This is a genomic window from Nostoc sp., from assembly GCF_036917315.1.
Taxonomy (GTDB): Bacteria; Cyanobacteriota; Cyanobacteriia; order Cyanobacteriales; family Nostocaceae; genus Nostoc.
Genome location: NZ_JBALDR010000048.1, coordinates 1 through 26676 on the forward strand (window position 1 = coordinate 1; position 26676 = coordinate 26676).

Below are 26676 nucleotides of genomic sequence, written 5' to 3' on the forward strand. Positions count from 1 at the left end.
TATGCCACTTTTGTCTCACAATTATTCTGCTCACTGATTACTGCCTTCTTTGATGAGGGGTAAGACCCCTCATTTATTCGCCAACAGTCTCATGGTATTCGCTAAAACTTCGCTAATCATAGCGGAATCATCTAATCTTTACCATTTTTCTGAGTCTGCAATCTTTGATCTTCTGGGTGCAGACTGTACCAGCCATACCAGTGACGAACTGCTAGCCAAACCGCTGAAAGCAAACCCGCCAAACTAAGGGTTAGCCCGCTAAACGGTATTAATAATCCAAAAATAGGTAGCACAGCTCCAGCAATAGTGGCAACGATCGCAGCTAAGGAAGCACTGCGGCTAGCTCCCAATCCCCATGTTACAATTAGTAAAATAATAGAAATTAAAGTCCAAGCCAACTGAGCATTGATAACGCGAGCTAGATAGGTCAAAGTCAACAGACAAGCAAAGAAAATACAACCAGCGATCGCAATATTTCTAAAACTCATTGGCAGTGACAAATATAACAATAATATCCACCACAAAAATATTGCTGGTGCTAGCAATAAAAGCCGCGGAATAATCCCCGTGTGACGAATGGGTTCAGTATTGGTAAAGACTCCAAAGGGATTTTTGACTGAAACATTATCGTCAAATATCCAAGTAAATTGAGTACTGCCTCCGTTAACTTTAATCTCATTCGGTACAACACCACTAGCAAAATCAGCCGGGGCAAAGTTAGCAATTGCTGTGAGGCGAAAATTAGAAAGCAACTGTCCCGTTGCACTATAAACCCAGCGAGGCCCGCCTTGAGCCTGATAGGTAACTCGAAAGGTAGTTTCTTCCCCTGGTTGCAGCTGGAAGGGAAAGCCATAGTCTCCCGGATTAGTTTGTTGTAGCCTAGTACCGTTACGCTCTACTTTGTAGCTAGCAAGCAGTGTGTAGCCGTTAGGTGGCGGTGTTTCAAAGAAAAAATTATTAATATCCTTGAGTTGGTTAACTACTTTATAATCAGCAGTGTAATTTACTTGATAAATTGAACTGCGGCCTGGAACATCTACACTTTGGTCAAGCTTGACTTGAATTTGCGAACCAGCCAACGTTAAGAAGCGGTTGATTTGTCGTGTCTCATTTACCTTGACAATTTTGCCATTGACTTGAGTGTTATAGGAGTATGGCTCTTGAATCGAGTAGCGGACTTGAGGCGCAAATTGTTCGAGTTTTTCACCTGCGACACTTTCAGCCACTTGAGCCACCTTTGTTTGTTCCCAGTAGTGATAGCGATTGCTCAAAGTCGAACACAGAAAAAATCCCGGAACTAACAGGACTAATACTAGAGTTAAATGCTGTAATCCCCGCAGCAGTTGGGAATAACGAACAGCCCATTCGCCAATGAATATAAATTGTTCCGGCTGGCTGCGACGCAGAGAAAAACTGATGAGTGCGATCGCAACTCCCAAAGCTACGACCAAAAATACTAATAACAGTGAAGCTTTGAGCGCCTGGGTTCCAAATTGGACAAGCTCAACTGGATGCGTCAAATCGGGTAATCCGGGAATACCTTGAGCAGAAGATGACATTGGTTGATTTTTGCAGAATTTGGAGAACCAGACCAATAAAATCTCTTAAAAGTTTCTGGACAATAGTTTTATTTGATACCTTGACAGTTTAAATAAGTGCTGCGTTGGCGTAGGCATCCCTCTGTCACTGATTTTCTCGACTGTAACTTGTTATAAACCAATACGCTTGGGTTAAGCATTTTTATTTCTTTCCTTTGCGTCCTTCTCTGACGAGACGCTGCGCGAATGCGTCCTTTGCGGTTCGTCAAAAAAATTGACTTTGGCAAAAAGTTTTAGCCTTAACTGAACTGTATTGTGTTATTAACACCAAAAACCCGGTCTTCATGACCGGGTTTTTGAGGGAAAACAATGGGGATATATTCCCCGAAGGTTAGTTATAGAGGTTCAGTATAATATCGATGCTCTGATATTTACTACCACGCCATTGTTACCCATTCCGGAAAATTAGCTAAGAATTTTTGACTAGTCTTCTTTGATCTCCTAAAATACAGCAACCTACTGGTAACATCAGCGTGTAGGATTGATAAATATTAATTTTCCGGCTTTTGCTGATGAACAATACATTTGGTAGTTGGCAAGAATGGCTAACAGTATTCACCTATCTAGGTTTTACCGTCTTCATTATCTGGCGCGTGTTTACCGCCGAGAAGAATTAAAAAAGCTGCATATCATCTCACCAGGGCCTTTTTGCTCAAAGGGCAAAACAGTCCCAGCTTGTTGAACCTTGACTCGTTCGCGACAATTGTAAACCTCTGTAGGTCTTTTTATGCCATCTACACTAACAATTGCCTTGTATTCCCAATAATTTTTGGCACTTCGGCTGATACTAAGAATGCAAATCTGGTGGCGTAGACCGTCGTAGACAGCGTAATTGCGGCATACAGATGCAAAAGCCGGATGTACCACGGAGAAAGGTAGTATTAATAGCAACAGAAATATTATGTATTTAATCCTGCTCATAAAAAATTGTTTAACATTATTGGGAAATATTATTAGATTTTTCAACCTTTGAGTTGATTCAATTACTTTTCCTAGTTTGACGGACGAGAGATTGCAACTCCATAGCACACAAAGCATGAGAGCAGCAGCAAAAAAGCTCACAATGCTTTATGTTGTACTATTTTCCGCTAAAGTTTACTAAGCTAAATTGAACCATGCCCAAACTCCTTCTCTACTTTGAGGATCAATATCTAGTACAACACGGCTTACATAAACCACACATTCCAAATAAATGAAACAGTTATACTGTATTCATTTTGAATTTTGAATTTTAAATTTTGAATTCCGCCTTGCGGTAGTAGTGCGTCTGTTCATGTACCATACCCTAATACCAATTCATAATATCGTGCGGTAAGCCGCACTTAGTGCGTCTATTTAATTGAGAAAATCAGATTACATCTGGCTGGGTTCCCACCATTTGTATCTGTAGTCTGATTGTGGAAAATTGATATAACAACAAATGTGCAAAAAAAGTCAGTCGTAAGGACGATAAAATTGCAACCGAAAACAAAATTTGAGCAATCTGGGATTACACGTTGTTTTGCAGCAATACTGCTCTTTGGTCAAGTGTGGCTACATTTACTCCAAGGGAAAACCTACTATCGGAAGATTTTGCAACATCTTGTTACCGCTGGGCCAGGTTCTATCTCTCCAGTTCTCCTTGTCAGCGGTTTTGCAGGAATGATTTTTACTATTCAAACGGCGAGAGAATTAGTGCGATTTGGCGCTGTTGATGCAGTGGGAGGTGCTTTTGCCTTAGCTTTTTGTAGAGAATTAGCTCCAATTTTGACCGCTAGTATTATGGCGGGACAAGTAGGTTCTGCTTTTGCAGCGGAAATAGGTGCAATGCGAGTTACCGAGCAAATTGATGCACTTTATATGCTCAAAACCGATCCAATTGATTATCTAGTACTTCCTAGAGTAATTGCTTGTTGTTTGATGGTGCCTTTGATGACGATTTTGGCTTTAGTTACAGGCATCATTGGCGGAGTTTTTGCCGCATCAAAGTTCTACCAAATTATTCCTGAAACATTTTTAGAATCAGTCAGAAATTTTTTAGAACCGTCAGATTTGTTTATTATTTTGCTAAAAGGGTTTATTTTTGGAGTGCTGGTTGCTGTCATTGGCTGTAGTTGGGGTTTAACTACTAGAGGGGGAGCAAAGGAAGTAGGTGAATCGGCAACAAAAGCAGTTGTTACTAGTTGGGTATCAATTTTTATTATGGATTTTTTCCTATCTCTACTACTGTTTGAACAGCCTGCATTTTGAATCCAAGTAAGTATTGAACAAAATTCCCGACTTTCTAAGAAGTTGGGAATTTGAGCTACAAAGTAAATTGTAGGTAAATAATACTGCTTCTAAAGGATTGGCGTAACCCAACCCAGGCATCGCTTGCTTTTTCGGGTATACTTCATCACGTTAACGGAATTTGGGAATATATGAACTTGTAGATTAGCGCACCCAAAGCTAAACCTCCCAATGAAAAGATAGAGGCAGTCGAAAAAGCTAACCCTTCCCTAAGACCTGCTCTTTGAAAGTCTATCCTGACTAATATAGTCGCTGAAATGATGAGTAAAGTATCAAGAAATACCCGAAACCAGGCAATCATAATAAAGAATAAGAAAGCTGCTAAGACGGCAACGCCGAAAGCCCTGGTATTTGATTGCAGAAAAAGACTGTAATAATATGTCATCTTCGGCCAAGGAGCGGTCAACGTGATGATTAAAAGCAAGATAGCAATTACAGTTGCCACCCACACAAATATAGGAGCACGTGTTTCTGATATTACCCAGCCCAAAGTACTGTAACTCAGCAGTACTAGCGCCAGGGACACCCAAGGAACTCTTTTCAAAATTGACATGGGTTTATATTTCTAGTACAGGATTAAGGTTTGATCGCATAAATAAGTGTAGTAACTCAAGAATTTATTTTGCTTGAGGACTTGCTCAGTTATGATGGTCGTTCTCCCTTAACGATATCCCAGTATCAAAGGAGTTTTTTAAGATATCGAAGGAAGTGAGACAAGAAACCAGAAGTTCTTACAGATAAAATTATGTAGATTTTGAATATATGGCTTAAACTGGTAAGTTTAGCATCATATTTTTATAGCTTCAATCAATAGACTTTTATGCTGTTCACAAGAAAGCTAAACAAGTTTGTCGAAAATTGCGGTACAAAGTAGTTAAAGATTTGTAAACTGTTAGCAGCCGAGTAGCCGCGTGTCACATCTTGTTAAGGAATTATCATGAAACAACTTATTATTGCTGAACGCGTATGCCTCATTGGTCATATCGCGTCAAAAGCCTTTGGACTGGTAGGGATGCTACTGGTAGTACCTAATGCCGAAATAATTTTCAACTTATCGCAGGTAGGAGAAACTGCCGTACAGTTAAGTATGGCTGGCGGCGGTGTAGTTGATATCATTTTAGGGACAGTAGCTGTCTCTATTTATGCCTACCGGACTTTGGGATTAGGAACTTGGCTAGCATTTATGCTACCGGCTATGTTTATCTCTTTGGGAAGTGAACTACTGGGAACTAGTACAGGGTTTCCATTTGGTGATTATAGCTACTTGAGTGGCTTGGGTTATAAGATTGGAGGGCTAGTTCCTTTCACAATTCCTTTATCTTGGTTTTATGTTGGGCTGTCGTCTTATTTAATTGCGAGAACTGGTTTAAAAGTGGCTCAAAAACCCAGTTGGGGTCGCCATATTGCTGCGATAGCCGTTGGTGCTTTGCTCTTCACTTGCTGGGACTTTGCCCTTGAACCGGCTATGAGTCAAACTTCTCTGCCCTTCTGGTATTGGGAACAACCAGGAGCTTTCTTTGGAACACCTTACCAGAACTATGTAGGTTGGTTTGGTACTAGCGCCCTGTTTATGAGTGTGGCAGGATTATTGTGGAGAAATACCTCGATTAAATTAGAGCGATCGCAACTCAATCTGCCATTAGTCGTTTATTTAACTAACTTTGCCTTCGCCGCCGGACTCAGCTTGGCAGCTGGATTCTCTATCCCTGTGTTACTCGGCTTATTGCTAGGTGTGATTCCGGCTGTGGTGCTGTGGTCAAGGAGTTCAACCACACCTGCTCAAGTTACTGTTGAACCAGTAACCAAAGAAGTATCAGTAGCAAAGGTTAAAGTTGCCTTGAAATAAGTCTAGAAATTAGGGAGTGGGGAGTGGGGAGGCAGAGGGAGCAGAGGGGCAGAGGGGCAGAGGAGACAAGGGGGAATTATTGAACAAGTCTCTCCCTTGTCTTCCCCCTCTTCCTTGTCTTTTCCCAATGCCCAATGCCCAATGCCCGATGCCCGATGCCCCATACCCAATGACTAATGACTAATGACTAATGACTAATGACAACGCTTTGATAGCAGAAAGCGCTATCTCTCTTTTATTGCTACTTATCCAAGTACCAGCAACGGCGATTCTGTTTTCGCGCTTGTTAAAAGGGCCAAGACGCCATCCTCCAATAGAACCCCAACAACCCACACCTGAGCTTTTGGGTAGGGTTAGCATCGTCGTTCCCACACTGAACGAGGCGCTTCGCATTAGCCCTCTGTTGGCTGGTTTAAGTCAGCAAAGCTATGAAGTTCGGGAAATTATGGTTGTAGACAGCAAATCCAGTGATGGCACCCCCGACTTAGTAAAAGCCTCACAGCAGAAAGATCCCCGCTTTCGCGTGATGACAGATGATCCCTTACCCTCTGGTTGGGTGGGGCGGCCTTGGGCGTTGCATAACGGTTTTCTATATAGTTCAGAGGCTAGTCAGTGGTTCCTGGGGCTGGATGCTGATATCCAACCGCATCCTGGTTTAGTTGCTGGTTTGGTGAAGACGGCCGAAGCACAGGGCTACGATTTGGTTTCTCTGTCACCCCAATTCATCCTCAAATATCCTGGGGAGTGCTGGCTACAACCGGCTTTGTTAATGACTTTGCTTTACCGATTTGACCCAGCGGGGATCAATACAGAGCAACCAGAACGGGTAATGGCTAATGGGCAGTGTTTTTTGTGTCGTCGCTCCGTTTTAGCTGCTGTAGGTGGTTATAGCAGTGCCAGAAGTTCTTTTTGTGATGATGTCACGTTGGCACGCAATATTGCTATTCAAGGTTATAAGGTCGGCTTTTTAGATGGCGCAAAGGTATTGAAGGTAAGAATGTATGAAGGGGCGATGGAGACGTGGAAAGAATGGGGGCGGAGTCTCGATCTTAAAGATGCAACTTCTCGCTCTCAGTTGTGGGGAGATTTATGGTTACTCGCATCTGTTCAAGGTCTACCCTTTTTAATTGTCTTGACTTTTTTGTTGATTTCTCCCATACTCTCATATTCGCCCACCCCCCCATTCCTGCTGCTGGGACTGAACTTATTCCTGTTGGTGATTCGCTTTGCCATGCTAATAGCGATCGCACCTTCTTACGATCGCACAAACGCTAAAGGCAGCTGGTTGTTCTGGCTTTCTCCTTTGGCCGATCCCTTAGCTGTGCTGCGAATCTTCTTATCTGCGTTCCGCACCCCGCGCGAGTGGCGAGGACGCAAGTATATATAGTGGGGCATGGGGCATTGGGCATTGAAAAGAGCAGAGGGGCAGAGGTGCAGAGGGGAAAGATTTACTGCAACTTCCCCTCTGCTCCTCTGCTCCCCTGCTCCCCTGCTCACTCTTCTTCACCTCCTACTCGATCCCCGCGTTCCAATTCCCAAAGAATTTGATTTCCTTCACGGCGTACCCGTGACACTATCCAGTTTCGCCAGCGCCATTGATCTCCACGACTGGTGACAGCGCTGGCGTGGACATCCATCAAGTCTGCTAACTCAGAACTGGTGATTAAGTAGCCTTTTTCAGAAATTTCGTCAGCTATACGCAAAGTTTCGACCAAGCTGCGGAGTTGCGAAACCCTCATTTCTGGCGGTTTTTCATCGGTTACGGCCGCAGTTGGCCCGGTTGATGGTTCCATAACGGTTATTTCTGGTGCAGAAGTACTGATTTCTTGCGGACTTTGGTTAGTTATTCTAGAGTTTTTTTCATAATCAGCTACTTTTGCTACATTTAGTTCATTTGTGGAAGGTAAAGATTTATAAAAATCTGTGGAAGATAATTGTTGTAGCGAAGGGGTTTTGCCACTTGCATAAGTGCGAGCGATCGCATCACAACGTTCGTTACCTATGTTACCAGAATGTCCCCGGACGTGTTGCCATTTTACTTGTTGGGTATTGAGTTCATCTAAGATTTCTAAAAGGTCTTGGTTTTGGACGGGTTTACCATCTGACTTTTTCCAGCCTTTATTTTTCCAGCCTTTCACCCATTTGGTAACGCAGTTAATCAGGTATTCGCTATCGGTATGAAGGGTGATTGGTTGGGCTTGTTGAGATGTTTGCAGAAATTGCAGGGCGGCGATCGCAGCTTGCATCTCCATTTTATTATTAGTGGTATGAGGGGATGCATCGCCCATTTCGTGGATTGAGCCGTCGCTGAAGTAGACGACAACACCCCAACCGCCAGGGCCAGGATTACCGGTGCAAGCACCATCGGTGTATATGCTTTGAATTGTAAGTTGGGTGGACATGCTTAGAGTATCGAACCGCGAAGGCAAGAGTTATTAGCGGCGAATTTTTTAACAATATCCAGGCTATTATACTGATAAAAACTCTTAATTCTGACTCCTGACTTCGGAATTCTTCTTTAATCCTCATCATCAGGCAAATTTTCCATTTCTTCAGTAATTAGCGTCTGAAAATCTTCGTCACAATGATTATACAGATGAACCGCAGCAGCTAGGAGTTCTGCTAGAATTTCAGCTTGTTGGTTAGCAGTTAAACTAGTTAACTGTAACTGGTTAATTAAGGCTTGTACTTTCAGGCATTCTGTACCTAATTCAGCAATCAAGGTACTGAGGGTTGAATTGGTGACTGCAAGAGGGCGATCGCTAATCTGCATATTTTAGTTATTGTCCCAATCTTTTACGCGCTTGTTGGATTGCCTTGTCAAAAGCACGAATCTCTTTTTCCCAATGCTTAATTAAACCTTCGTCAGGAAAACTCTTCTCTGATTCCAGTCTAATCTTTTCTTGATGTTCGGTAATTCTTTGAGCTAAAGATTCAATCGCTTTTTGATGGTGCTTCTTACTCATCACTCCGAACGATAGGCAACGCGGAGACTTTGGATTAAAATCACCAAAGATGCGATCGCCATTAACCCGCCCCAAAACCAGTAAGGTAAAAACAAATATCGCTGCATTTGCGCTGTATCAGAAATTCCAAGGGGGCCAGCAGAACTACTAAATAGATAATCAAGTTGATGGTAAGTACTTACACAAGCTTGTACACCCAAAAATTGAATTACAAACCCTTGCGCCCAGCGAGGTGCTTTCAGGGAAATACCTAAGATTATTAAACCTAGTAAGGGAATTGCCACCAATCCGAACCAGGAACGCACCCAAATTAATGTCGAAAATAGCAAAAAACTCCCTAAAATTTTTAAACAGAGGGTTGCTGCTGTAAAACTGCGGGAAGCCAGAATTAAAGCTGCACCGGCAAGAGGTGGCCCCATTGGCCCGGCTGCGGCGATTATTGCTGGGCCAATTGGCCCCAATGGCGACCGGATGCCATAAGTTGCGACACCAGAACCATTGCTAAAAATCTGCAACTTCTGAAACTGTCCCCCTAATAGCAGTGCCATTAAGCCGTGACCCATTTCATGAAACCAAGTTGCCAGAATTGTAAATGGGTATAAGATATAATCCCCTCCTGGTACTTGCCACAATAAAGCAGTTGCGATCGCTGCTGCAACTAGCCAGGTAAGCCCCATACGTTCAACAACTGGCGGGGCTTCTTTAGCGAGCAAGGTTTCAAAATTTTTACTTGGTTCCCTCATAGGTCACTCAATTTTGGATTTTAGATTTTAGATTTTAGATTTTAGATTTTCTGAAAAATTCAAAATCTAAAATTGGCAGTGTATTTCCATCCATCCTAGTGTAATTATTAAGGTAATGGAGTTGCTTGGCTATGTAATAATTTGCACATCAAAGCGACGGCTGTCAACTATGGCGCTATCAATAACAACATAGTTATCCGTCGCTTGTCTGATGCAGTTCATTTGTTGCTCCTCCAAAATGGATGCCGGAGGATGGGCAGAAAATACTTAGACTGATGTCACAATCGATGGAGAATCAGTTAAGCAAGTTGAAACAGGAATGTCATCAAGTCTCCTTTACCCAAGCTGATGCGATCGCCTGGTCGCAAGCGATGACGGTTCCCTGGTAAAAGTGGCAAATTATTAACATAAGTGCCATTAGAACTTCCTACATCCTCTACATAATGGGCATCTCCCTCGACGCGAATATCTGCATGAATCCGCGAGACAATTTCGGAATTAGGAAATCCTGAAACATCTATATCTGGAGGAATCCGGTCATTGGGCTTGCCGATATGAATCACAGAGAAATTTTGCGGCAATTCAATTAAGCGATCGCTTTGAATGTGGAGTAACCGCGCTGTAACCTGCTGCAATTGCGTTCTGGCAACAGTTGCAGTTGGTGCTGGTGCTGCTGCTGGCGGGGGTACTTCGGCTTCAGAGGCTGGTGCTGGTTCCACAGGAGGCGGAGTCGGAATACTACTTTGTCCAGAGACGACGGGTTGAGCTACAACGGTTGCCACAGGTTCTGGAGGGCTGCTTTCTGCAACAGGCATCTGTGGCGTAGGTTCTGGGGGAACTGCCATCTCTGTTGGTGGTAAAGATGATTCGGGAGGACGGGAGTTAGTAGAACCGCTCATTCCCAAAGCATCTGGTTGTAAAAGTTCTAACAATGGATCGGGTGGAACTAACGCTGGCACTTCCACAGGAATATCGGGAGTGACTGTTGTAGCTACTGCGGGATGAACGTGTGGAACTCCTGCGGAGTGAAGGTTATAGCCACACTGACCGCAGAATGCAGCATCTGCCTGCACAGTTGCCCCACAACTGGGACAATTAGTAGTCGCAGGTAACGGTGTATAACAAGCTTCACACTGAACAGCGCCGTCAGGGTTGGGATGATTGCAATTAGGGCAGACGATCATCGATATTTAGCCTTTGTTCAAGATCATCATAAATATAGGTAGGACTGGCAAGCAGAGGGCGGCCCTAGCTTTAGATTCTAGCAATTACTGCTAATGGAACAATGAATTGGACACTCTTACACGGGGAAGGGGAGCAGCACTTCGGCTACGCTCAGTGACCGAGAGGGGCAGAGGGGCAGGGGAGCAGAGGGGCAGGGGAAATAATAGTAACTTCTAACTCCTAACTCAGCACTCAGCACTCAGCACTCCCGATTGTTCAATGTTGAAGTTCCAAACCTGCTGCCGCATCCAGCAGCCACCAAAGTTCTCCTTGGGGCTTAATTAAACGGGATGGGTAAGTGAAGTCATCGGCTACAGGTGCAAAGACTTGCGCTAAAGCTGGTCGTTTATTAGCACCAGCAACCAGAAAAATCACGCTACGAGCAGAGTTGATGAAGGGGTATGTAAAACTTATCCTGGGGTTTCCGTCTTTGTTACCCACAGTCACAAGGCGATCGCGTACTTTAAGAGCCTCTGTATGGGGAAACAAAGATGCAGTATGTGCATCATCACCCATTCCTAGTAATACTACATCCAAGGCGGGAAACTCGACCCCAGAAGAATTGAAAAATTCTTTGAGGTGTTGTTCATACTTGGCAGCAGCCAGTTCTGGATTGGCTTCTAAAGTTGGTACGGGGTGAATGTTAGCCGCTGGGATATCAACGCGATCTAGCCACGCACGACGCGTCATCAGTTCATTGCTATCGGGGTGATCTGGTGGTACGTAACGCTCATCTCCCCAGAATATATGAATTTTATCCCAAGGCAGATTTTGAGTAGCGATCGCTTCGTATAACGGTTTAGGTGTACTGCCGCCAGATAAGGCGATGGTAAACCGCCCCCGCTGCTCAATGGCAGTTTCTAACTTAGACAGAATTAATTCTAGCGCTCGTGCAACCAGTGCCGGCTGATCCGGTAGAACTTCAACGGTTTTGTTCATGGCTTCATCATCATATTGCTGGCTTCTGGCAATACAATACCGAACTTATTACAATCTCCCTTTTTAACTTTTGAAACATTTAACATCGTGGATTAAGTAGACTGGAAAATATAGACCCTCCTTATCACCTTTTACCGTAAGTTGTCAGTAGTGAGTCGTACTAACTACTAACCAGTGTCATGATTATTTTTATTTACATCCAGTTACTTGATACTTTGTTGATTAACGCTACAAAGGATACGTTTATTAATTCTTATTAAAAATTAATAAAACTAATCGTTCGCAAACAACCCTTCCCAGTCAGCGATCGCTTCACGTTGGGCGATTAACAATTCCTGAATTCCTTTTTGGGCGACATCTAGCAGTCGATCTAACTGAGTGCGGCTAAAGCTGCCTTCTTCGGCTGTTCCTTGGACTTCAATGATTCCCAGATGTTGATTCATCACCACATTAAAATCTACTGTTGCAGCCACATCTTCGATATAATTTAGATCCAAAAATGGCTCTCCCTCCAGTAATCCTACGGAAACTGCTGCAACCTGTCCACACAAAGGCGATCGCTCCAACACGCCCTCTTGCAACAATTTAGAAACTGCATGAGCCAATGCCACAAACGAGCCTGTAATAGCTGTTGTCCGAGTTCCGGCATCTGCTTGCAACACATCAGCATCCACAGTTAGCGTGCGTTCTCCCAGTGCCTCAAAATCCACTGCTGCGCGTAAGCTACGTCCAATTAGACGTTGAATTTCTTGCGTCCGTCCAGATAATTTCAATAATTCCCTTTCTTGGCGTTTTTGGGTAGCGGATGGTAGCATTCGGTACTCAGCAGTTAGCCATCCTTTACCAGTTGCTTCGAGAAACTTTGGAACCCCCTTATTAACGCTAACAGTACAAAGTACCTGAGTATCACCGCATCTTGCCAGAACAGAACCGGGGGCAAAGCGGGTGAAACTGGGGTGAAAGCTAATCGGACGTAGTTCGTAGGGAATACGACCGTCAGGACGCTGCCAAGCCATTGGAATTGCCTCAAGTTTTACAATACTGCCTTAAGATTACCTTAGTCTTGTAAATCATCTTTTTGGGCATTGGGCACAAGAGGCAGAGGTGCGGAGGAGCAGGGGGGCAGAGGGGAAAGACTTACTGCAACTTCTCCCCTGCTCCCCTGCTCCCTGCTTCTTTTCTAAGGAACTGAAAGCAGAGTCAAAATATTTTGCTGCACCATCTCTGGTGACTGGTCGCCGTTGATGGTCAATAAACAGCGGCGACGGTCGTAATATTCTAGGATGGGAATGGTGCGATCGTAGAATAATTCTACACGGCGCTGCACGATTTCTGGTTGGTCATCTGGTAGCGATCGCCCCAAGGATCGACTAACCATCACTGCTTCCGGGACTTGGAGATAAATTGCCCAATCTAACTTTTGCCCTAAATCATCCAATAAAAAATCTAATTCTTCAGCTTGGAAGGCAGTACGGGGATAGCCTTCTAATACCCAATCGCAATTAATATCTGGTTGTCTGAGGCGAATTCGGATCAATTCAACGATCATTTCGTCTGGAACTAACTCCCCTTTTTGCATATAGGGTCGTGCGTGGTAGCCTAGTTCACTCAAGCTAGCGTAAACCGAAAGAGAAGTCCGGGGATCGGCTTCCAACCATCGAAATTCCGGCAGGGACTGATTGCCAGATATTGCTTCTCGTAAAATCTCACCTGTGGAAATCAGAGGAATATCAAAGTATCTGCAAAGCCTCTGTGCTTGAGTGCTTTTCCCCGATCCTGAACCTCCCAGAATCACCAATCTCACAACGATTTACTCCTCATCCTGTCAAATTCACTACTAGCTAAGTCTGTTTTGCCCAAACAACCGACAAATCTAACATTTAGCGATTTTTAGGCGTTGTGCCTAGCTTTTTTAAATAATTGGAACTGTAACTCTTATGTTTTCATTTTTACTACTCATTACAGGGAAAAGACGAAAATTTACAGCAGTTAGCGGTTTTATAAACTACACATCTAGAGACGTTACATACAAAGTCTCTACAGGCTTTCGGGTTTTGTCTATGTACTTCATTTACCTGAAATCTGCTGTAAATCAAAATAACTCTTGACTTCAATACAAACCTAGTGTTTGACTAAGAATGCAATTTGCCAAATCCACCACACCTGTGAAAAACAGATTGATTATACAGGCAAATTTGTCAGTTTTACCGCCAGTAATAACCCTTGACTTATTGTATTTTTTTGAACTTAACTTTATGGTTGCCCAGCTAGAAACTCAAAGTATCAATTCAACCCTAACCCTACCATATCCAGTTGAAGGACTAGTGCAAGTTTTCACTAGTTCTCATCGCAACTTTTTTACGAGCGTGATGGCTCAATCACTGAGAATAGCAGGACAAGGAACGCCAGTATTAATAGTGCAGTTTCTCAAAGGAGGTATTCGCCAAGGACACGATCGACCTATACAATTAGGACAAAATTTAGATTGGATTCGCTGTGATTTGCCTCGTTGTATCGATACACCACATTTAGACGATACAGAAAATCAAGCCTTACAAAAGCTGTGGCAGTATACACAACAAGTTGTGTGTGAGAGTAAGTATTCTCTCGTGGTGTTAGATGAGTTAAGTTTAGCGATTAACTTTGGTTTAATTCCTGAAACGGAAGTTTTAGCGTTTTTGGCAAAACGCCCTCCCCACGTCGATATCATTCTCACAGGGCCAGAGATGCCCAAATCTCTCTTAGATGTGGCAGATCAAATTACAGAAATCCGCCGGAGTTATCGACCTTAAATAATCTCAGGCTTTGAGATTTTGGATTTAATAATCTTCAAGAATAGGGTGTGTTAAAGTTCATGAACACACCTTACTGTTCTAGCAACAGATGTCGGATTGAGGAGAAATTGAGCAGCTTGTTGTGCCGTTACTTGAGATAACTGAATCTGTTTAAGGGTGACTAGACGTTCATTGACAAAAGAATCTCTCACTAAGACCTTCTCCCCACTGTTGAAAGAAGTTTCATAAAACACTTCCTTAATCCCTGCGGAGATAATTAATTTCAAACAAGACAGACAAGGTTCTAGAGTGACGTAAATACTTGCACCATCTGTAGAAGTCCCATGCTTTGCTGCTTGTGCGATCGCATTTGCTTCTGCATGTACAGCCCTTGAGGGTAAAGTTTTGCTAGCATCACAGCTACTTAACCCTGGATAACAGTATCCCTGAGCCGTACAGTGAGCCGAACCCGATGGTGAGCCATTGTAACCAGTTGCTACAACCTGCTTGTTTTTTACAATTACAGCACCCACAGGAAAGGCTAAACACGTTGAACGAGTTGCTGCAAGTTTAGCCAACATCAGAAAGTATTCATCCCATGTTGGTCTTTGATGGCGTTCGTCGATTTGGGAAATATCTTGCATAATTTGTCAATTTCAAACTTTATTCTACTGCCTTGCTGCCTTGCTGACAAAGGGAACTATGGATGTTCTGGGTTCCACTTCGCCAAAACTTTTTTAAGCTGATTCAAAGCATCTTCATGATCGTGAAACTGTATTTCCGCAATCACAGTGGGAATACCGCGTGGAAATCTTGATATTTTTTTACCTGTTTCGTATAGAAGAATAATAGGAATATTGTTTGTCACTGCAAAAGCTAATTCCATTCCAACACCAAAGGATAGTGAGCCAAGGTAAGCAATAACTAAGTCTGAATTGCTTACCTGATACTTATCTTGCTCGAAAACTTCACGAGGACTAATATCGGGATTATTTACGGGATCAGTTTGTTTGTGTGGAACATAGGCTTGAAAACCAATTTCTTCGCAAAGGAAACCAATTTTTTCATAAAGTGCTTTAGTTTCTGCTGGATTTTCTATATCAGTTAAGGCCCCAGACACATATACTTTGTACATTTTTCTCACTGTTTGCTTGCGAAAAAATAACTATTTTGTTTAAGACTCAATCATTGCCAGAATTGAAAAATATAATTACTAAGTTGAAATATTTAAAGTTAGTTGTTTCTCGTATTTCTGGTAAATTCAGATACAGCTGCATAAGCAACGGGTATAATAGCAATAATCAACTCATTGCTAAGTTTATTATTACGATATAAATAAAGTAACAAGAGCAGGGAAACTACTAGAGGAGCAGCCCATCTCTTTATCATACTTTTAAGTTGGTAGCTTGCCCTTTCCTGAATAAGATTTTTCTTAGCTTCTTGATACTCAGAGGATGTCTCTAATCTTTGTTTAAGTGCGTTTCTATCACCATTCCTCCACGGATTTTTACTATCATGAATCCATTCATTAAGTTTTTGAGGAACATTCCCAGGAAAATCATTCAATCTCCCTGATTTATGTTCTGCAACAATATCTAAACTCCTCGAACTCAACTTATGAAATATTAAATAGGCAATAACTTCATCAACATAAATTCTGTTACTTCTATTTGAAAGATTCTGAATCGGGATAGACAAAATTCCTGACCAACCTGGATTTACTTTCGTACCTATATGTCCTAGTCCCCTTGATACAATTTTGACCTTAGAATGAATAGTGGCACAATAAGAATTATTCAGTGCCACACATTCATGAGTAAATACCAAAACTGTATCTCCTGGTGTTATTTCAAAGAAGCTGGTATTTGAATTTGCATCTGTTTCAATCGTTAAAAGAACTTGCTGTTCAATAGAGTAAGCAAAATGACTTGCAGTTAGACCCAGAACACAACCTTGCAAATTCTCTTTTTTGAATGGATAAAAAAATATTTTTCCACGCACCAATTCATCAATAATATCCCGATCGCTCAAGACTGACATCTAAATACCCCCTAATTCGACAAACCACCAGAATTTTCGACAAAGGCATTCAATGTAGTTATAAAATCAAGTACATCCTGTCAGTTGCTAAATAGGACTCTCTGACTGTCTTGATGAAAATGCTACTTTGATAATACGTATTTTAAGTTATATTCTGGTGTGTTGCAAATTACTTGATATATTTAGCCTGATGATCTCTACCCTAGCATTACTGTTTATTTATTTATATGAATTACAGTTTTTTAATTTACTGATCCTGAATGTAAACCTTGCCACTTTTAATACAGCTACTAGCCTTTTGCAGTTCGATACCTAAATAACCAGTATGTTCAGGCTGAATTGCTGGAGAGGTAGCACAAATCTCTCTTAATAAGTTAAGGGAGTTTTTCCCACGATAAAACTTAATCACCTCACCACTACCAGGGGTTGTGTGGGTAACGACTATCTCTTTGCCATCAACCTCAATTAAGAAATTGCCGGAGGGATCATAATAGCTACGCTGATTAAAAATTGCAGCGTATTGATTTGCAATTAGCCTCTCTGCATTGTCCCAGGTATCATCATATATATGAGCAGACTGACTAATGGTTATGAGTGGCCCCATTTTCAAGTCATACTCAGAACGTTGAGCAATTTCATCCCTAATATGTTGTTGCAAAGCCCTCAACCCCATTGCATTTGCAGGCCATGCAGCAAACATATCATTACTTCTAAGAGTTGCAGTTAATGATAATTCATTATCAACCACTCTCAACCAAATATGATTCAGACAAGGACTACCACCTTTTTCATGGTCTTTTACATCCCATAAATTCATCACTGCACTAGCAGCATCAATTTCTCCAATTAACTTCTGAATCACCTGGTCAATTTGATCGCGCTCAAACCAGGAACGTAAACGTTGACCATAAGTATATTTCAATCCTTCCCTATAAGGTGCATCATCTAAAATCTGCGAAACGTATTCTTTAAGAAACGGGCGATCAATTGGCAAATAATTCGGATCGGGAAAATAAAAGTCAACAGGCTCATCAGTAATAATTGCCATTAAATCAATTAATTCTTGCCATTGCCCATCATAGCCAGTTGGTCTAATTGTTCCTGTTGTTTTAATCCGATGAATGATTTTTACCCAAGTTTCGGCTATAGTCTTACCTTCTATTCGATGCCCGTAACGCGAGCCTGGTAAAACACTTGGTTCAACGAGGGACATGGGAAATTCTAACCGCGAACCCCAAGGAGAAAGTGCTTCTAATTGGGCATAAGATTTAACTAGACTAACTGCCTCAACAATTGATTTGACTTCTTTGCAATCTACAGAATGCCGCAAGTGTTCTAAATCACTAGCTTCCACTTCAAGATCAATATATCCAGGGATAGGGGAGCGAATTACCCAGGAACGCAACCCAGTATCACAAACATCTTCTTCAAAGCCATTACGGAAAAAGTCTAGCAAGCATTGGCACGCACCTGCGTTATTATCTTCCCTTGTGGCATTGAGAACAACCAAAAAGCGGACGTGGGGATTAAACAGCAAATTGCGAATTAGTAAGTTTATCCCACGGGTCGGCGAGTATAGTTGCCCAATTACAGCATAATCTTCGGGTTGCAGGTGTTTAGCGATCGCCTGCTTTACCGTCCATCCTGTAATCACTGCCGTCTGACCTTGACCATAAATAAGCTGGTTGGGCTTGTACAGTGCTTTGTACTCGAATTGGGTTGCCTTACCCGTTGCTGTCATGATTGGCTAAAAATAAAAATTTACAATCTTTTATTATATCACTAAACATAAATTGGTACTAGTTTCATAAAAGGTAGGCTTTGGAAGTTTACCTAACACGCAGCCAATATCTTAATAAATCAATGCTTTTGCTTTACAAATATTAATAACTTTGTTACAGTTGTTTACATAAAGACGAAGACAGGGAAAAATCCATGCGTACAAGTACTGCTATCATTGACGACCAAGGCAAACTGAACAACTTTGCGATCGAGCCAAAAGTTTATATAGATGAGCAAGGCGATCGCACTGGTTTCACTCCTTATGCAGAAATGCTCAACGGTCGTTTAGCAATGATTGGTTTTGTCTCTCTGATAGCATTAGAAGTATTCACAGGACACGGTATTGTTGGTGTTTTGGCAAGTCTGTAAAAACTAATTTATTTAAAATAAATCTCAAAAAATGTAAGAGATGGTAAATTTACCGTCTCTTATTTTTATGGAAAACTTAGTGCTAGAGTGAAAATATACTGATAACAAAAGCCGTTAGTTATCAGCGTAAAAATATTGGGTGAACTATGGCTTTAGCTACTTCAACTATGTTGCCACTAGGCACTAAAGCGCCAGATTTTAATCTACCGGAAGTAGTATCTGGAAAGGCAACTTCACTTTCTACCTTTGCAGATAAAAAAGCACTATTGGTAATGTTTATTTGTCGGCATTGCCCGTTTGTAAAACACGTCCAAAACGAATTAGTGCAGTTAGGAAGAGATTATTTTACAAGTGATTTAGCGATCGTTGCTATTAGTGCTAACGATGCAAAAAATTACCCAGATGATGCGCCAGAGTCGTTACAAGCATTTTCCACAGAACAAGGGTTAAATTTTACCTTATGCTACGACGAGAGCCAAGAAACGGCGAAGGCTTACACAGCAGCTTGCACACCAGATTTTTTTGTATTTGACGATCAACGCCAACTTGTTTATCGGGGACAATTAGATGATAGCCGCCCCAGTAACGGTAAACCTGTAACAGGTGCAGATTTACGCGCAGCCATTGAAGCAGTGCTAGCGGGTAAACCTGTTCCAAGTGAGCAAAAGCCGAGTGTTGGTTGCAATATTAAATGGAAACCAGGAAACCAACCCAGTTATTTTGGTTAAGAGGGATTGGGCATTTAGATTAGGGGAGAGGTGACAGGGGAGAGGTGATAGGAAATAATCTATACCCTGTAACCTGTACCCTGTTCTCTTCTTCACTCCCCACATTTATCAATGTTTAATTTCCAAATTCAGTATGTAGCATCCTAATTGGACTTTTTCTGCCCACAATTCATATTCCAGGCGCAAATTCTCTGGCAAAGGATGTCCGTTGAGAGTTAGGCTACGAGTAAAATTTCGTAAACGAATCGGATCGTTAGGTTGCAATGACTCAGTTGGCAACCAATAGCGACTAATGCCATAAACACCCTGTTCCCAAAAGTGACGGTAACTCACTTGAGCGTTACCTTGCATAGTCATGATGACTCGGTAAGGTGAAATCTCCAGCCACAATATTCTGGGACTGTTAGGGGCGTAAGCTTTGCTCTTGCTTTGAGGAAGTGTGTCTTCTGGACTTATGACACTCTCTACTTCGCAGCTAATTAAAGGCGGTGCGGTCATCAGTAAATGAAATCGATCGGTATCTTTTTGATACAATGTCGCGGCAGTTTCGACAACAGACCAGATCGGTAGGTCAGTGGAAATAAGTGATAAGCACACGGGCTTGCGGTGATGGGTCAGCATGGGAGCGATAAGGGCTAAAAGCTATTGAACAAAGTGAAATGAACACTCTAGCTGTCTAATAGGTCGGGCTAAGAAACTAAATAGTAAAGCAGGCTTAATATTAATGAATCCGTTGATTTGTTAATAAGCTACACAAATCTGGATGAAACAGGTAGAATGTCAGCTTACACAGTAAAAATGCTACTTTTCTCTAGAGAGAGCTAATTCGTAAGTAAAGCTTGTAAATATTCTAAGGCTATAGCCTCAAAACAGTGGCAGTCGTTTTAGATGCTAAAAACCTTCTTCAGGGAGACTTACCGTAGATTAGAGTAAGTTTCATACAGCCAAAAGCTAATAGGATACTAGGAAGGAAGTCACCAGAAGCGACAAACTAAGTCGCTGATGAACCTCCGGTGTATTCAAATGCCAGTGTATCCTAATGTCGGCTTCTGTTATATCCGTAGAAACTCACGAAAACCTTTCTCACCAAAATATTGCTGAGTAAAAAGTAAAATTCATTCACTCAGCAATATTTTGGTCTGCCCATTGCGCATCTCGCAGAGGCTGAAGCTTCATAAAAAATCATTTTGATTTGTTTTTATTCATTACCGATGCTATTGCACCTGTGAACAAGTCATGAGTGTTACAGGCTGGTACTTATTTGGGAATACTTTTATAGGAGTGATAAGAAAGGCGATCGCACTAACACTTTCAATTCAAATGTACTACGTCACCTTACAATCACTCTTATTTTACAAAAAAGACCTATCAATACTCACTAATCTACCAGGAGCAAGCAAGATGGCATTCACTGAAGATATTACCAAGCTATCTGAACAAGTGCGTAAGCGGGCTGACCAAGTTGTTGGTGAAGAATCTACTAAGATGGCACTGATTGTTCCTTTTTTGAGCGTTCTTGGCTACGATGTCTACGATCCTAGTGAAGTGATACCAGAATACGTGGCAGATTTTGCTATCAAAAAAGCAGGGCAGTTTGAAAAGGTAGATTACGCCTTAGCTATTAACGGTACTAAAGTTATGCTCGTAGAAGCAAAAGCTCGTGGTCAAAAAGCTGAGGCACATGATGGACAATTGAGCAGATATTTTAATGCACTTTCGACAACAAAAGTAGCTATCGTCACTAACGGTATTGAATACCGTTTTTTTACAGACTTGCGTGAAACAAATGTCATGGACAAGGAGCCATTTTTTACTTTTAACATTCTGGAATATGATACCAAAGATATTGATAACCTCAAATTCTTTCACCGTGATAATTTTGAGGTTACAGCTATTACCAACCATGCTGAGGAAATGGTTTATGTAAAAGGCATGACTCAACTTCTAGGAAATCTTTTACGTTCTCCTTCTGAAGAATTTGTTCGCTTTTTAGTGACTGAACTTGGTACAGTTGCTCCTAGTTATGAAATTAAAGGTCGAATTACTGGTAAAATTATTGATAAATTCAAACCAATTGTTAAAAAGTCGATTCAGGGAAGTTTAGTAGAGTTAATGACTCGCTCACTTACTCCAGTAATAGATCAGCCTGTTGAACCTCCAATAGACATAGATATTGAAGCAGGGGATATACAACCAGATCCTCAAGAATCAAAAGTAGTAACAACTGCTGAAGAAATCGAAGCTTTTGAAAAAATTAAAACAATTACGCAAACCTCAACGAGTTACAATTATCAACTCCAATACAAAGATACTGTTTCATACTTTGGTATCAATCTTGTTGGCAAAAGTACTTGGTGGTTTCTGCGGCTGTATCTATCTTCGCAGAAAAAAAGTTTTGTTACTCGACTAAGTGTAGATGAAGTAAAGTCTCTAGCTTCAAACTTTGAAGTGCAGGAAGTATCAGCTTCTCTGGGGGATGCCGCATCAAAAGTAATTATTTCTTCTGTCAGTGATTTAGATAAGCTGACATCACTGATTCTCAGATGTTACGAGGCAGAAGCAGCCAAGCATCAAATATTGATTCCAGATGTAATCAGAATGGAAAAATCAGCTTAACTCAAGGTATTTACTACAAAACAAAACTACATTTAACCAACTATCTCCGATTTTTGCCTAACAGTAAATTAGCGATCGCAGTACTAATTACTTGACATATTGGTAATCATTGGCTTGGAAAAAGGACAAAAAAAGTGGCTCTGCAACCAGCAGAACCACCAAAGCTTTCGCAAACAAACCTGTTATCTAATTAACGAACTGCCCCTTGAGCAGAAACAGTATCAATGGGTTTCATCAGGTACAGGCGCAATAACTGCCAGCCATTGGAGATGTAAAGCGGCAGTTTTTGGAAGATTTGCAGGAATTTGGGAGTGTTGGACTTAGCGATCGCACCCAACTTTTCATTATTGCTTATACAAACATCCAACCGCTCATAAAACTCTGGATTTTCTACATCCAGCATCAGTGGGAATACCCGACCTGCGTTTTCGTTGGTCTTCTGAATTACATGGATATCGTATTCTCGCGCATCCAATCCAAGGGTGGCATAAAAGTCCTTGCGTTGGATGTCATTGAGATACATGGTCGCAAACACTGATAATAGGAAGAAGCGACTCCATAGCCGTGCTTTCCAATCATTCAACATTTGCGGCTGAGATTTCATGATCGCATCAAAGAAATCGCCGTGACGGTTTTCATCCTGACACCAGTTCTCAAAGAACCGGAAGATTGGATAAACCCGATCTTCGGGATGTGCTTCTAAATGGCGATAAATGGTGATGTAGCGCCAATAACCGATCTTCTCAGAAAGATAAGTAGCGTAGAAGATGAATTTCGGTTTAAAGAAGGTATAACTGCGACTCTTAGTCAAAAACCCTAAATCTAGGGACATATTAAAGTCCGACAAAGCTTTGTTCAAAAAGCCAGCGTGACGCGCTTCATCCCGTGACATCAGGTTAAAACACTCTGCCAAAACAGGGCTTTTTCCTTTCAAGCGACGGCCAAGTTCTTTATACAGCAAAAAGCCGGAAAACTCTGCCGTACAAGAACGTTCTAGAAATTCAACGAACAACTTGCGAGTTTCCCCGTCAATATGATCCCAGGATTGTTCAAACTCGGCATCCCGAACAAAGTGGTGGCGGTTGTAGTCAGTGCGGAACTCTTCGAGAATGGCTTCTAACTCGTCTTCGTTGACGGAGATATCCATCCGTGCCATTTCATCAAAATCGGTAGTATAAAACCGAGGTGTTAACAGGGTTTCTTTTGCCGGGACTTTAATCCCTGGCCGGATTTCTTCAAAGCCTGGTTTTTTGAGGGAATCTACCATGTCTTGATTTCTCTTTCGTCTTTATTATCTTAAGTAGACCTTTCGGGTGACGCTCCTACGTCCCTACCGCTACGGTAGCGGCAGTTCCTTATGGGGGAAACCCCGTTGGCGCTATCCTCTCCATTTGGAAGAAGACCGGACTATCTCACCAGAAATGCTCTGGCAAACCGTAACAGCCCACAATAATCCAATTGTATAAAGTTCAGTCTACCAAGGTGCGGGTGAGAAATTTCTAAGCAAAACATTAAGAGTTGCAACAATCATTCAATATTTACGGAATCAAAAATCGCGGATTGGTAGTCAAATAAATATAGTTCAGCAATCAGCATTATCTCGTTCAAGTGGAGTAGCACTCACCTCTTGATTCTCAAAGCACTACTATCTCAGTAATTTTCTCTAGTTGTTACTACAATAAATTTATAGGGTTCTATTAATACGTTGGGCATCTTAAAATTAACAATCCATGACTAGCATAATTACTGAAAAAATCTAAGTACTTTAGTTATTTTTTGCACCTTTCTCAATAATTGGAGATTAGACAGTGCCCACAACTTCAAATCAGAACAGCAGTGTCTATTACGAAAATTGTTAGAAAGCAACTAGTGCAAGATGTAAGTCTAGCTATTAGCACTTGGTATAAAAAACAGTCCAAGAAAACCATTTTAAACAACAAGAGTAAATCCAAAAGGTTGAAAACAAGATGAATCTTGAAAACAATCAGCAGCAGAAAGACCGACTTCTTGTCTCTTATATCTTGTGTGCAGTCGGATTTATGGGGGTGGGAGGATTGCAGCGTTTCTACAATGGCAAGATCGGAACTGGTTTGTTATGGCTGTTGACTGGTGGTGTGTTTGGTATAGGGCAGTTCGTGGATTTATTCTTTATCCCCAATATGGTTAACGAATACGAACACAACTTGAGATTAAAGGCGGGTGTATCTCCTTTTGGTGTGCCGTTGAATCAAGCTGTAGTTGCTTCTCAAGTCCACCGACCAACAGGCAACCAACTGATGATGAAACTGATTGAAGCAGCGGAAAGCAAGGGTGGTTTTTTAACTGTCACTCAAGGCGTAAAGTTTACAGGAGCCAGCTTTGCTGAAGTGGAAGCTACTCTCAAAGAGATGTACAAATCAGGTTATGTAAAAATTGATAACGACCCCAATACTGGAGCCGTTACCTACCATTTCCACGAACTTTAATTATTATTAGTCATTTGTCATTTGTCCTTTGTCCTTTGTCTTTTGTTAAAAACTAATGACCAATGACCAATGACTAATGACTAATTTCTACCTAACCACTTTTGACCATCTAAGCGCTGAACTAAGCCATATACCAACAAATCGAGGGTAATTTTGCGCTCATCGATTAAGAATGACTCAAGAGTGCTAGGTTTTTTGCCTTCATTACAGGAAAATCCTTTTTTTCCTTGAATATCTTCATCGGGGAAATACAGGTTAAACTGACGCTTACCAATTTCTGACCAACTGCCGATAATTTGCCAGCATTCTTCAGCGGATTCAAAGCCAGTGATTGGCATCTTCTGCTTGGCAAAAGACACCTGTAAATCTTGCACACCTTTTTGAGCGATCGCTTTTTGTAAAGCTGGCAAGTAGTCTTGCTCAATGAATTCTACAAATGGCTTATCTTCAACAGATGGGGCTTTTTCCTTTTTGGCGGCTTTAGCTGCGGCGGGTTTTTCTTCTGTTGCTTCGGCAGCAGCGGGTTTTTCTCCTTTTGCGGCTTTAGCTGCGGCTGCGGGTTTTTCTCGCTTGGGTGATGCAGCTGGTTTAGCAGCATTGGGATTATCTTCGGGGTTTGCGGCTTTAGGATCTGGCGCGTTGGCAGTAGGAATATCTGTGGCTTCGGGTGAGTCTGTACTAGGAGCGTGTTCTTCAGCCACACTGGGAGCTTGCTTGTCAACAGTGCTGGGAGCTACTTCTCCCGCTTGATTGTGATTGGTTGGGTCTGCCATTGCTCAGGTCAATCCTTTAATCTAGCTTTGGGAGCGATCGCTCACCTTGATGTATCGGGTATTTTTATTTTGACATACTACTACCGCTGTGCAGAATTCGTAATTTGTATTTGTAATTTGTAATTTATATACCGCAAGGGTTTAATTTATTTGGGATGGGTCGTTTACTTGCAATACTGTTCGGTTAAGGCAAGAGACGCGATGAATCGCCGTCTCTACAATATTCAGTCTTTTGTCTTGATGGCAATAAATCACATCTTTAGCGATCTAGAATTTTCATCCTTTAAATCCCTTTGAATCCCATACCAGTTTCTACCTGTTGCTTTGCTGGAGTAGAATTTACCGTGCTGCTAGCAGTCTGACGCCTGGTGCCAACTTGGCTCAAGAATATACCTCCTAAAATCAAGCTACCGCCAATATATTGAGGTCGGGTAGGGGCTTCACCCAAAATTAAATAGGCTGCTATAATTCCCACAATTGGGCCAAATGAGCTAATTAGGGAAGCTGTAGATACAGTGGAAGTTTTCAAGCCTTTAACCCAAAAAGACTGGCCTACCACCACAATCAACCCGCCATAGAGAAACATCCACTGCCACAAGAATGGTGAGAGGACATCAGCAAAATGATCCTTGCCATAGAGGACTAAAGCAATGAAGAAAAAGATTACAGTTCCAAGTGCAGTCCGAAAGATGCTATAGATTCCCAAAGGAATCTGCGAAAGGTGTTTTTTGCTAATAATCGTAGAAGCGGCTATGGCTACAGATGCAGCTGCGGCTAAAAGTTCCCCTACTCCTAAACCGAAACCTCCCATGTTCATCATGGTTTCTGTTGCAGGCTGAAGGATAATAGTTAGGATAACGCCAACAAAAGCTGCGATCGCACCAATAAATTCCCAAATATTTACCCGTTCTCTCAATAACCAGACTGATAAAGCCAAAGTTAGAGGTGGTTCCAAACGTCCTACCAAGATGACATTGTTCACCCCTGTAAGTGCCAGTGCCTGGAAAATTAAACCAGGGGCTAACGCTCCTGATAAAATAGCTACTGCCGTTAGACTGACCCAATCCTTCCTTGAGAGTTGCTTCAAAGTAGCTGTGTTCCACTGCCGCCCATAGATTAGGATCAGAAGTATCAAAGCGCAAAGATTTCCCACGAATAAAACATTACACAAAGAAATCGGATTGCGATTACCGATAAAATGTTGAGCACCAATTTCTGTTAGTTTCCTGGTAACAGCGCTAGATGCTCCAAAAATTAGCATTGCTAGCCAGAGATATGTTTGTCCTGAAATTCTATAGATTTGGCGATGTGGTCTTTTGGATCTAGTCACAATAACATCACTGCAATGAAAGCATTGCTCATCATATTAAGTTACCCTCACGCACTTCAAAATGAGGTTTTGTTGAGAAAATACTTAAATTATCCTGTGACTTTGAGCAACCATGATTAGCTGAGAGAATGCTGAGAATTAACTAAATTTTCTCAAGGAATAAATTCATGAAAATAGTGGCTTAGTTTCAATAAGCTCTCACTGCCACCTGAGAT

Annotated in this window: 28 protein-coding genes; 9 read left to right on the top strand and 19 right to left on the bottom strand. The window is 41.8% G+C overall.

Translation table 11 applies throughout. The annotated features are described in order from the left end of the window. Positions 1 to 131: 131 nt before the first annotated feature. Both V7K84_RS21315 and V7K84_RS21320 read right to left on the bottom strand, forming a co-directional pair. Positions 132 to 1559 (bottom strand): hypothetical protein, encoded by a 1428-nt coding sequence (locus V7K84_RS21315; protein ID WP_334840956.1) that lies wholly within the window; start codon positions 1557 to 1559, stop codon positions 132 to 134. A 636-nt stretch (positions 1560 to 2195) separates the two neighbouring features. Then, on the bottom strand, positions 2196 to 2519 hold the full coding sequence (locus tag V7K84_RS21320; RefSeq protein WP_334840957.1) for a hypothetical protein: 324 nt from the start codon (positions 2517 to 2519) through the stop codon (positions 2196 to 2198). Between the two features lie 534 nt (positions 2520 to 3053). On the opposite strand from V7K84_RS21320, the gene V7K84_RS21325 reads away from it, so the two are divergent. Continuing rightward, on the top strand, positions 3054 to 3827 hold the full coding sequence (locus V7K84_RS21325; protein ID WP_292733175.1) for an MlaE family ABC transporter permease: 774 nt from the start codon (positions 3054 to 3056) through the stop codon (positions 3825 to 3827). Between the two features lie 145 nt (positions 3828 to 3972). Here V7K84_RS21325 and V7K84_RS21330 read toward each other — a convergent pair whose 3' ends face one another. Further along, positions 3973 to 4419, bottom strand: coding sequence for a hypothetical protein (locus V7K84_RS21330; RefSeq protein ID WP_292733172.1), 447 nt, complete (start codon positions 4417 to 4419; stop codon positions 3973 to 3975). A gap of 384 nt (positions 4420 to 4803) precedes the next feature. Here V7K84_RS21330 and cruF point away from each other — a divergent pair, with 384 nt between their 5' ends. Continuing rightward, the gene (gene cruF, locus V7K84_RS21335; protein ID WP_334840958.1) at positions 4804 to 5712 is read left to right on the top strand and encodes a gamma-carotene 1'-hydroxylase CruF; all 909 of its coding nucleotides are present in this window, start codon (positions 4804 to 4806) and stop codon (positions 5710 to 5712) included. A gap of 190 nt (positions 5713 to 5902) precedes the next feature. Further along, a complete protein-coding gene (gene cruG, locus V7K84_RS21340; protein WP_334840960.1) occupies positions 5903 to 7099 on the top strand; it encodes a 2'-O-glycosyltransferase CruG in 1197 nt (398 codons plus the stop codon). A gap of 106 nt (positions 7100 to 7205) precedes the next feature. Here cruG and rnhA read toward each other — a convergent pair whose 3' ends face one another. From rnhA to V7K84_RS21380, 8 genes are all read right to left on the bottom strand, one after another. Continuing rightward, a complete protein-coding gene (gene rnhA / locus V7K84_RS21345; protein WP_334840961.1) occupies positions 7206 to 8114 on the bottom strand; it encodes a ribonuclease HI in 909 nt (302 codons plus the stop codon). A gap of 116 nt (positions 8115 to 8230) precedes the next feature. After that, positions 8231 to 8485: a hypothetical protein gene (locus tag V7K84_RS21350; protein ID WP_292854786.1), complete on the bottom strand. Its 255-nt coding sequence runs from the start codon at positions 8483 to 8485 to the stop codon at positions 8231 to 8233. A gap of 7 nt (positions 8486 to 8492) precedes the next feature. After that, entirely contained in the window at positions 8493 to 8678 is a 186-nt protein-coding gene (locus tag V7K84_RS21355; protein ID WP_229488400.1) for a hypothetical protein, read from the bottom strand. Then, positions 8678 to 9421, bottom strand: a complete 744-nt coding sequence (locus V7K84_RS21360; protein ID WP_334840963.1) for a M50 family metallopeptidase — start codon at positions 9419 to 9421, stop codon at positions 8678 to 8680. Before V7K84_RS21360 ends, V7K84_RS21355 begins: the two co-directional genes overlap by 1 nt. A gap of 299 nt (positions 9422 to 9720) precedes the next feature. Then, complete coding sequence (locus tag V7K84_RS21365) at positions 9721 to 10605, bottom strand: FHA domain-containing protein (protein WP_334840965.1); 885 nt, start codon at positions 10603 to 10605, stop codon at positions 9721 to 9723. 256 nt (positions 10606 to 10861) lie between these two features. Continuing rightward, complete coding sequence (pgl, locus tag V7K84_RS21370; RefSeq protein WP_334840966.1) at positions 10862 to 11584, bottom strand: 6-phosphogluconolactonase; 723 nt, start codon at positions 11582 to 11584, stop codon at positions 10862 to 10864. A 272-nt stretch (positions 11585 to 11856) separates the two neighbouring features. Continuing rightward, positions 11857 to 12600: a ribonuclease PH gene (rph, locus tag V7K84_RS21375; RefSeq protein WP_334840967.1), complete on the bottom strand. Its 744-nt coding sequence runs from the start codon at positions 12598 to 12600 to the stop codon at positions 11857 to 11859. Positions 12601 to 12764: 164 nt separating this feature from the next. After that, positions 12765 to 13388, bottom strand: a complete 624-nt coding sequence (locus tag V7K84_RS21380; protein ID WP_334840968.1) for an adenylate kinase family protein — start codon at positions 13386 to 13388, stop codon at positions 12765 to 12767. Positions 13389 to 13839: 451 nt separating this feature from the next. Between V7K84_RS21380 and V7K84_RS21385 the strand changes: the two genes are divergently transcribed. Next, positions 13840 to 14376: a P-loop NTPase family protein gene (locus tag V7K84_RS21385; protein WP_322636907.1), complete on the top strand. Its 537-nt coding sequence runs from the start codon at positions 13840 to 13842 to the stop codon at positions 14374 to 14376. A 53-nt stretch (positions 14377 to 14429) separates the two neighbouring features. On the opposite strand, the gene V7K84_RS21390 is transcribed toward V7K84_RS21385, so the two are convergent. The 4 genes from V7K84_RS21390 to V7K84_RS21405 all read right to left on the bottom strand — a co-directional run bounded on the left by V7K84_RS21390 (position 14430) and on the right by V7K84_RS21405 (position 18139). Next, entirely contained in the window at positions 14430 to 15002 is a 573-nt protein-coding gene (locus V7K84_RS21390; protein WP_334840969.1) for a deoxycytidylate deaminase, read from the bottom strand. Between the two features lie 56 nt (positions 15003 to 15058). Continuing rightward, a complete protein-coding gene (locus V7K84_RS21395) occupies positions 15059 to 15493 on the bottom strand; it encodes a nucleoside 2-deoxyribosyltransferase (RefSeq protein ID WP_334840971.1) in 435 nt (144 codons plus the stop codon). A 98-nt stretch (positions 15494 to 15591) separates the two neighbouring features. Further along, positions 15592 to 16398: a dCTP deaminase domain-containing protein gene (locus V7K84_RS21400; RefSeq protein WP_334840973.1), complete on the bottom strand. Its 807-nt coding sequence runs from the start codon at positions 16396 to 16398 to the stop codon at positions 15592 to 15594. Positions 16399 to 16645: 247 nt separating this feature from the next. Next, positions 16646 to 18139, bottom strand: a complete 1494-nt coding sequence (locus V7K84_RS21405; protein ID WP_334840975.1) for a thymidylate synthase — start codon at positions 18137 to 18139, stop codon at positions 16646 to 16648. A gap of 194 nt (positions 18140 to 18333) precedes the next feature. Between V7K84_RS21405 and V7K84_RS21410 the strand changes: the two genes are divergently transcribed. After that, positions 18334 to 18549, top strand: coding sequence for a chlorophyll a/b-binding protein (locus V7K84_RS21410; protein WP_094348273.1), 216 nt, complete (start codon positions 18334 to 18336; stop codon positions 18547 to 18549). Between the two features lie 146 nt (positions 18550 to 18695). Then, positions 18696 to 19277, top strand: coding sequence for a thioredoxin family protein (locus V7K84_RS21415; protein WP_334840977.1), 582 nt, complete (start codon positions 18696 to 18698; stop codon positions 19275 to 19277). A gap of 108 nt (positions 19278 to 19385) precedes the next feature. Here the strand turns inward: V7K84_RS21415 and V7K84_RS21420 are convergent, their stop codons facing one another. Continuing rightward, a complete protein-coding gene (locus V7K84_RS21420; RefSeq protein ID WP_094348271.1) occupies positions 19386 to 19898 on the bottom strand; it encodes a hypothetical protein in 513 nt (170 codons plus the stop codon). A gap of 780 nt (positions 19899 to 20678) precedes the next feature. Between V7K84_RS21420 and V7K84_RS21425 the strand changes: the two genes are divergently transcribed. Then, positions 20679 to 21893 carry a type I restriction endonuclease gene (locus tag V7K84_RS21425; protein ID WP_334840979.1) on the top strand — a complete coding sequence of 405 codons (1215 nt, stop codon included), beginning with the start codon at positions 20679 to 20681 and terminating at the stop codon, positions 21891 to 21893. A 190-nt stretch (positions 21894 to 22083) separates the two neighbouring features. Here the strand turns inward: V7K84_RS21425 and acsF are convergent, their stop codons facing one another. Next, positions 22084 to 23160 (bottom strand): magnesium-protoporphyrin IX monomethyl ester (oxidative) cyclase, encoded by a 1077-nt coding sequence (acsF, locus tag V7K84_RS21430; protein WP_334840981.1) that lies wholly within the window; start codon positions 23158 to 23160, stop codon positions 22084 to 22086. Positions 23161 to 23206: 46 nt separating this feature from the next. On the opposite strand from acsF, the gene V7K84_RS21435 reads away from it, so the two are divergent. Both V7K84_RS21435 and V7K84_RS21440 read left to right on the top strand, forming a co-directional pair. Continuing rightward, positions 23207 to 23359: a hypothetical protein gene (locus V7K84_RS21435; protein WP_334840982.1), complete on the top strand. Its 153-nt coding sequence runs from the start codon at positions 23207 to 23209 to the stop codon at positions 23357 to 23359. 501 nt (positions 23360 to 23860) lie between these two features. Next, positions 23861 to 24358 (top strand): TM2 domain-containing protein, encoded by a 498-nt coding sequence (locus V7K84_RS21440; protein WP_334840983.1) that lies wholly within the window; start codon positions 23861 to 23863, stop codon positions 24356 to 24358. An 80-nt stretch (positions 24359 to 24438) separates the two neighbouring features. Here V7K84_RS21440 and V7K84_RS21445 read toward each other — a convergent pair whose 3' ends face one another. Together V7K84_RS21445 and V7K84_RS21450 are read right to left on the bottom strand one after the other, a co-directional pair. Beyond that, on the bottom strand, positions 24439 to 25131 hold the full coding sequence (locus tag V7K84_RS21445; protein ID WP_334840985.1) for a DUF2996 domain-containing protein: 693 nt from the start codon (positions 25129 to 25131) through the stop codon (positions 24439 to 24441). 283 nt (positions 25132 to 25414) lie between these two features. Beyond that, entirely contained in the window at positions 25415 to 26461 is a 1047-nt protein-coding gene (locus V7K84_RS21450; RefSeq protein ID WP_334840987.1) for a DMT family transporter, read from the bottom strand. Between the last annotated feature and the right edge of the window lie 215 nt (positions 26462 to 26676).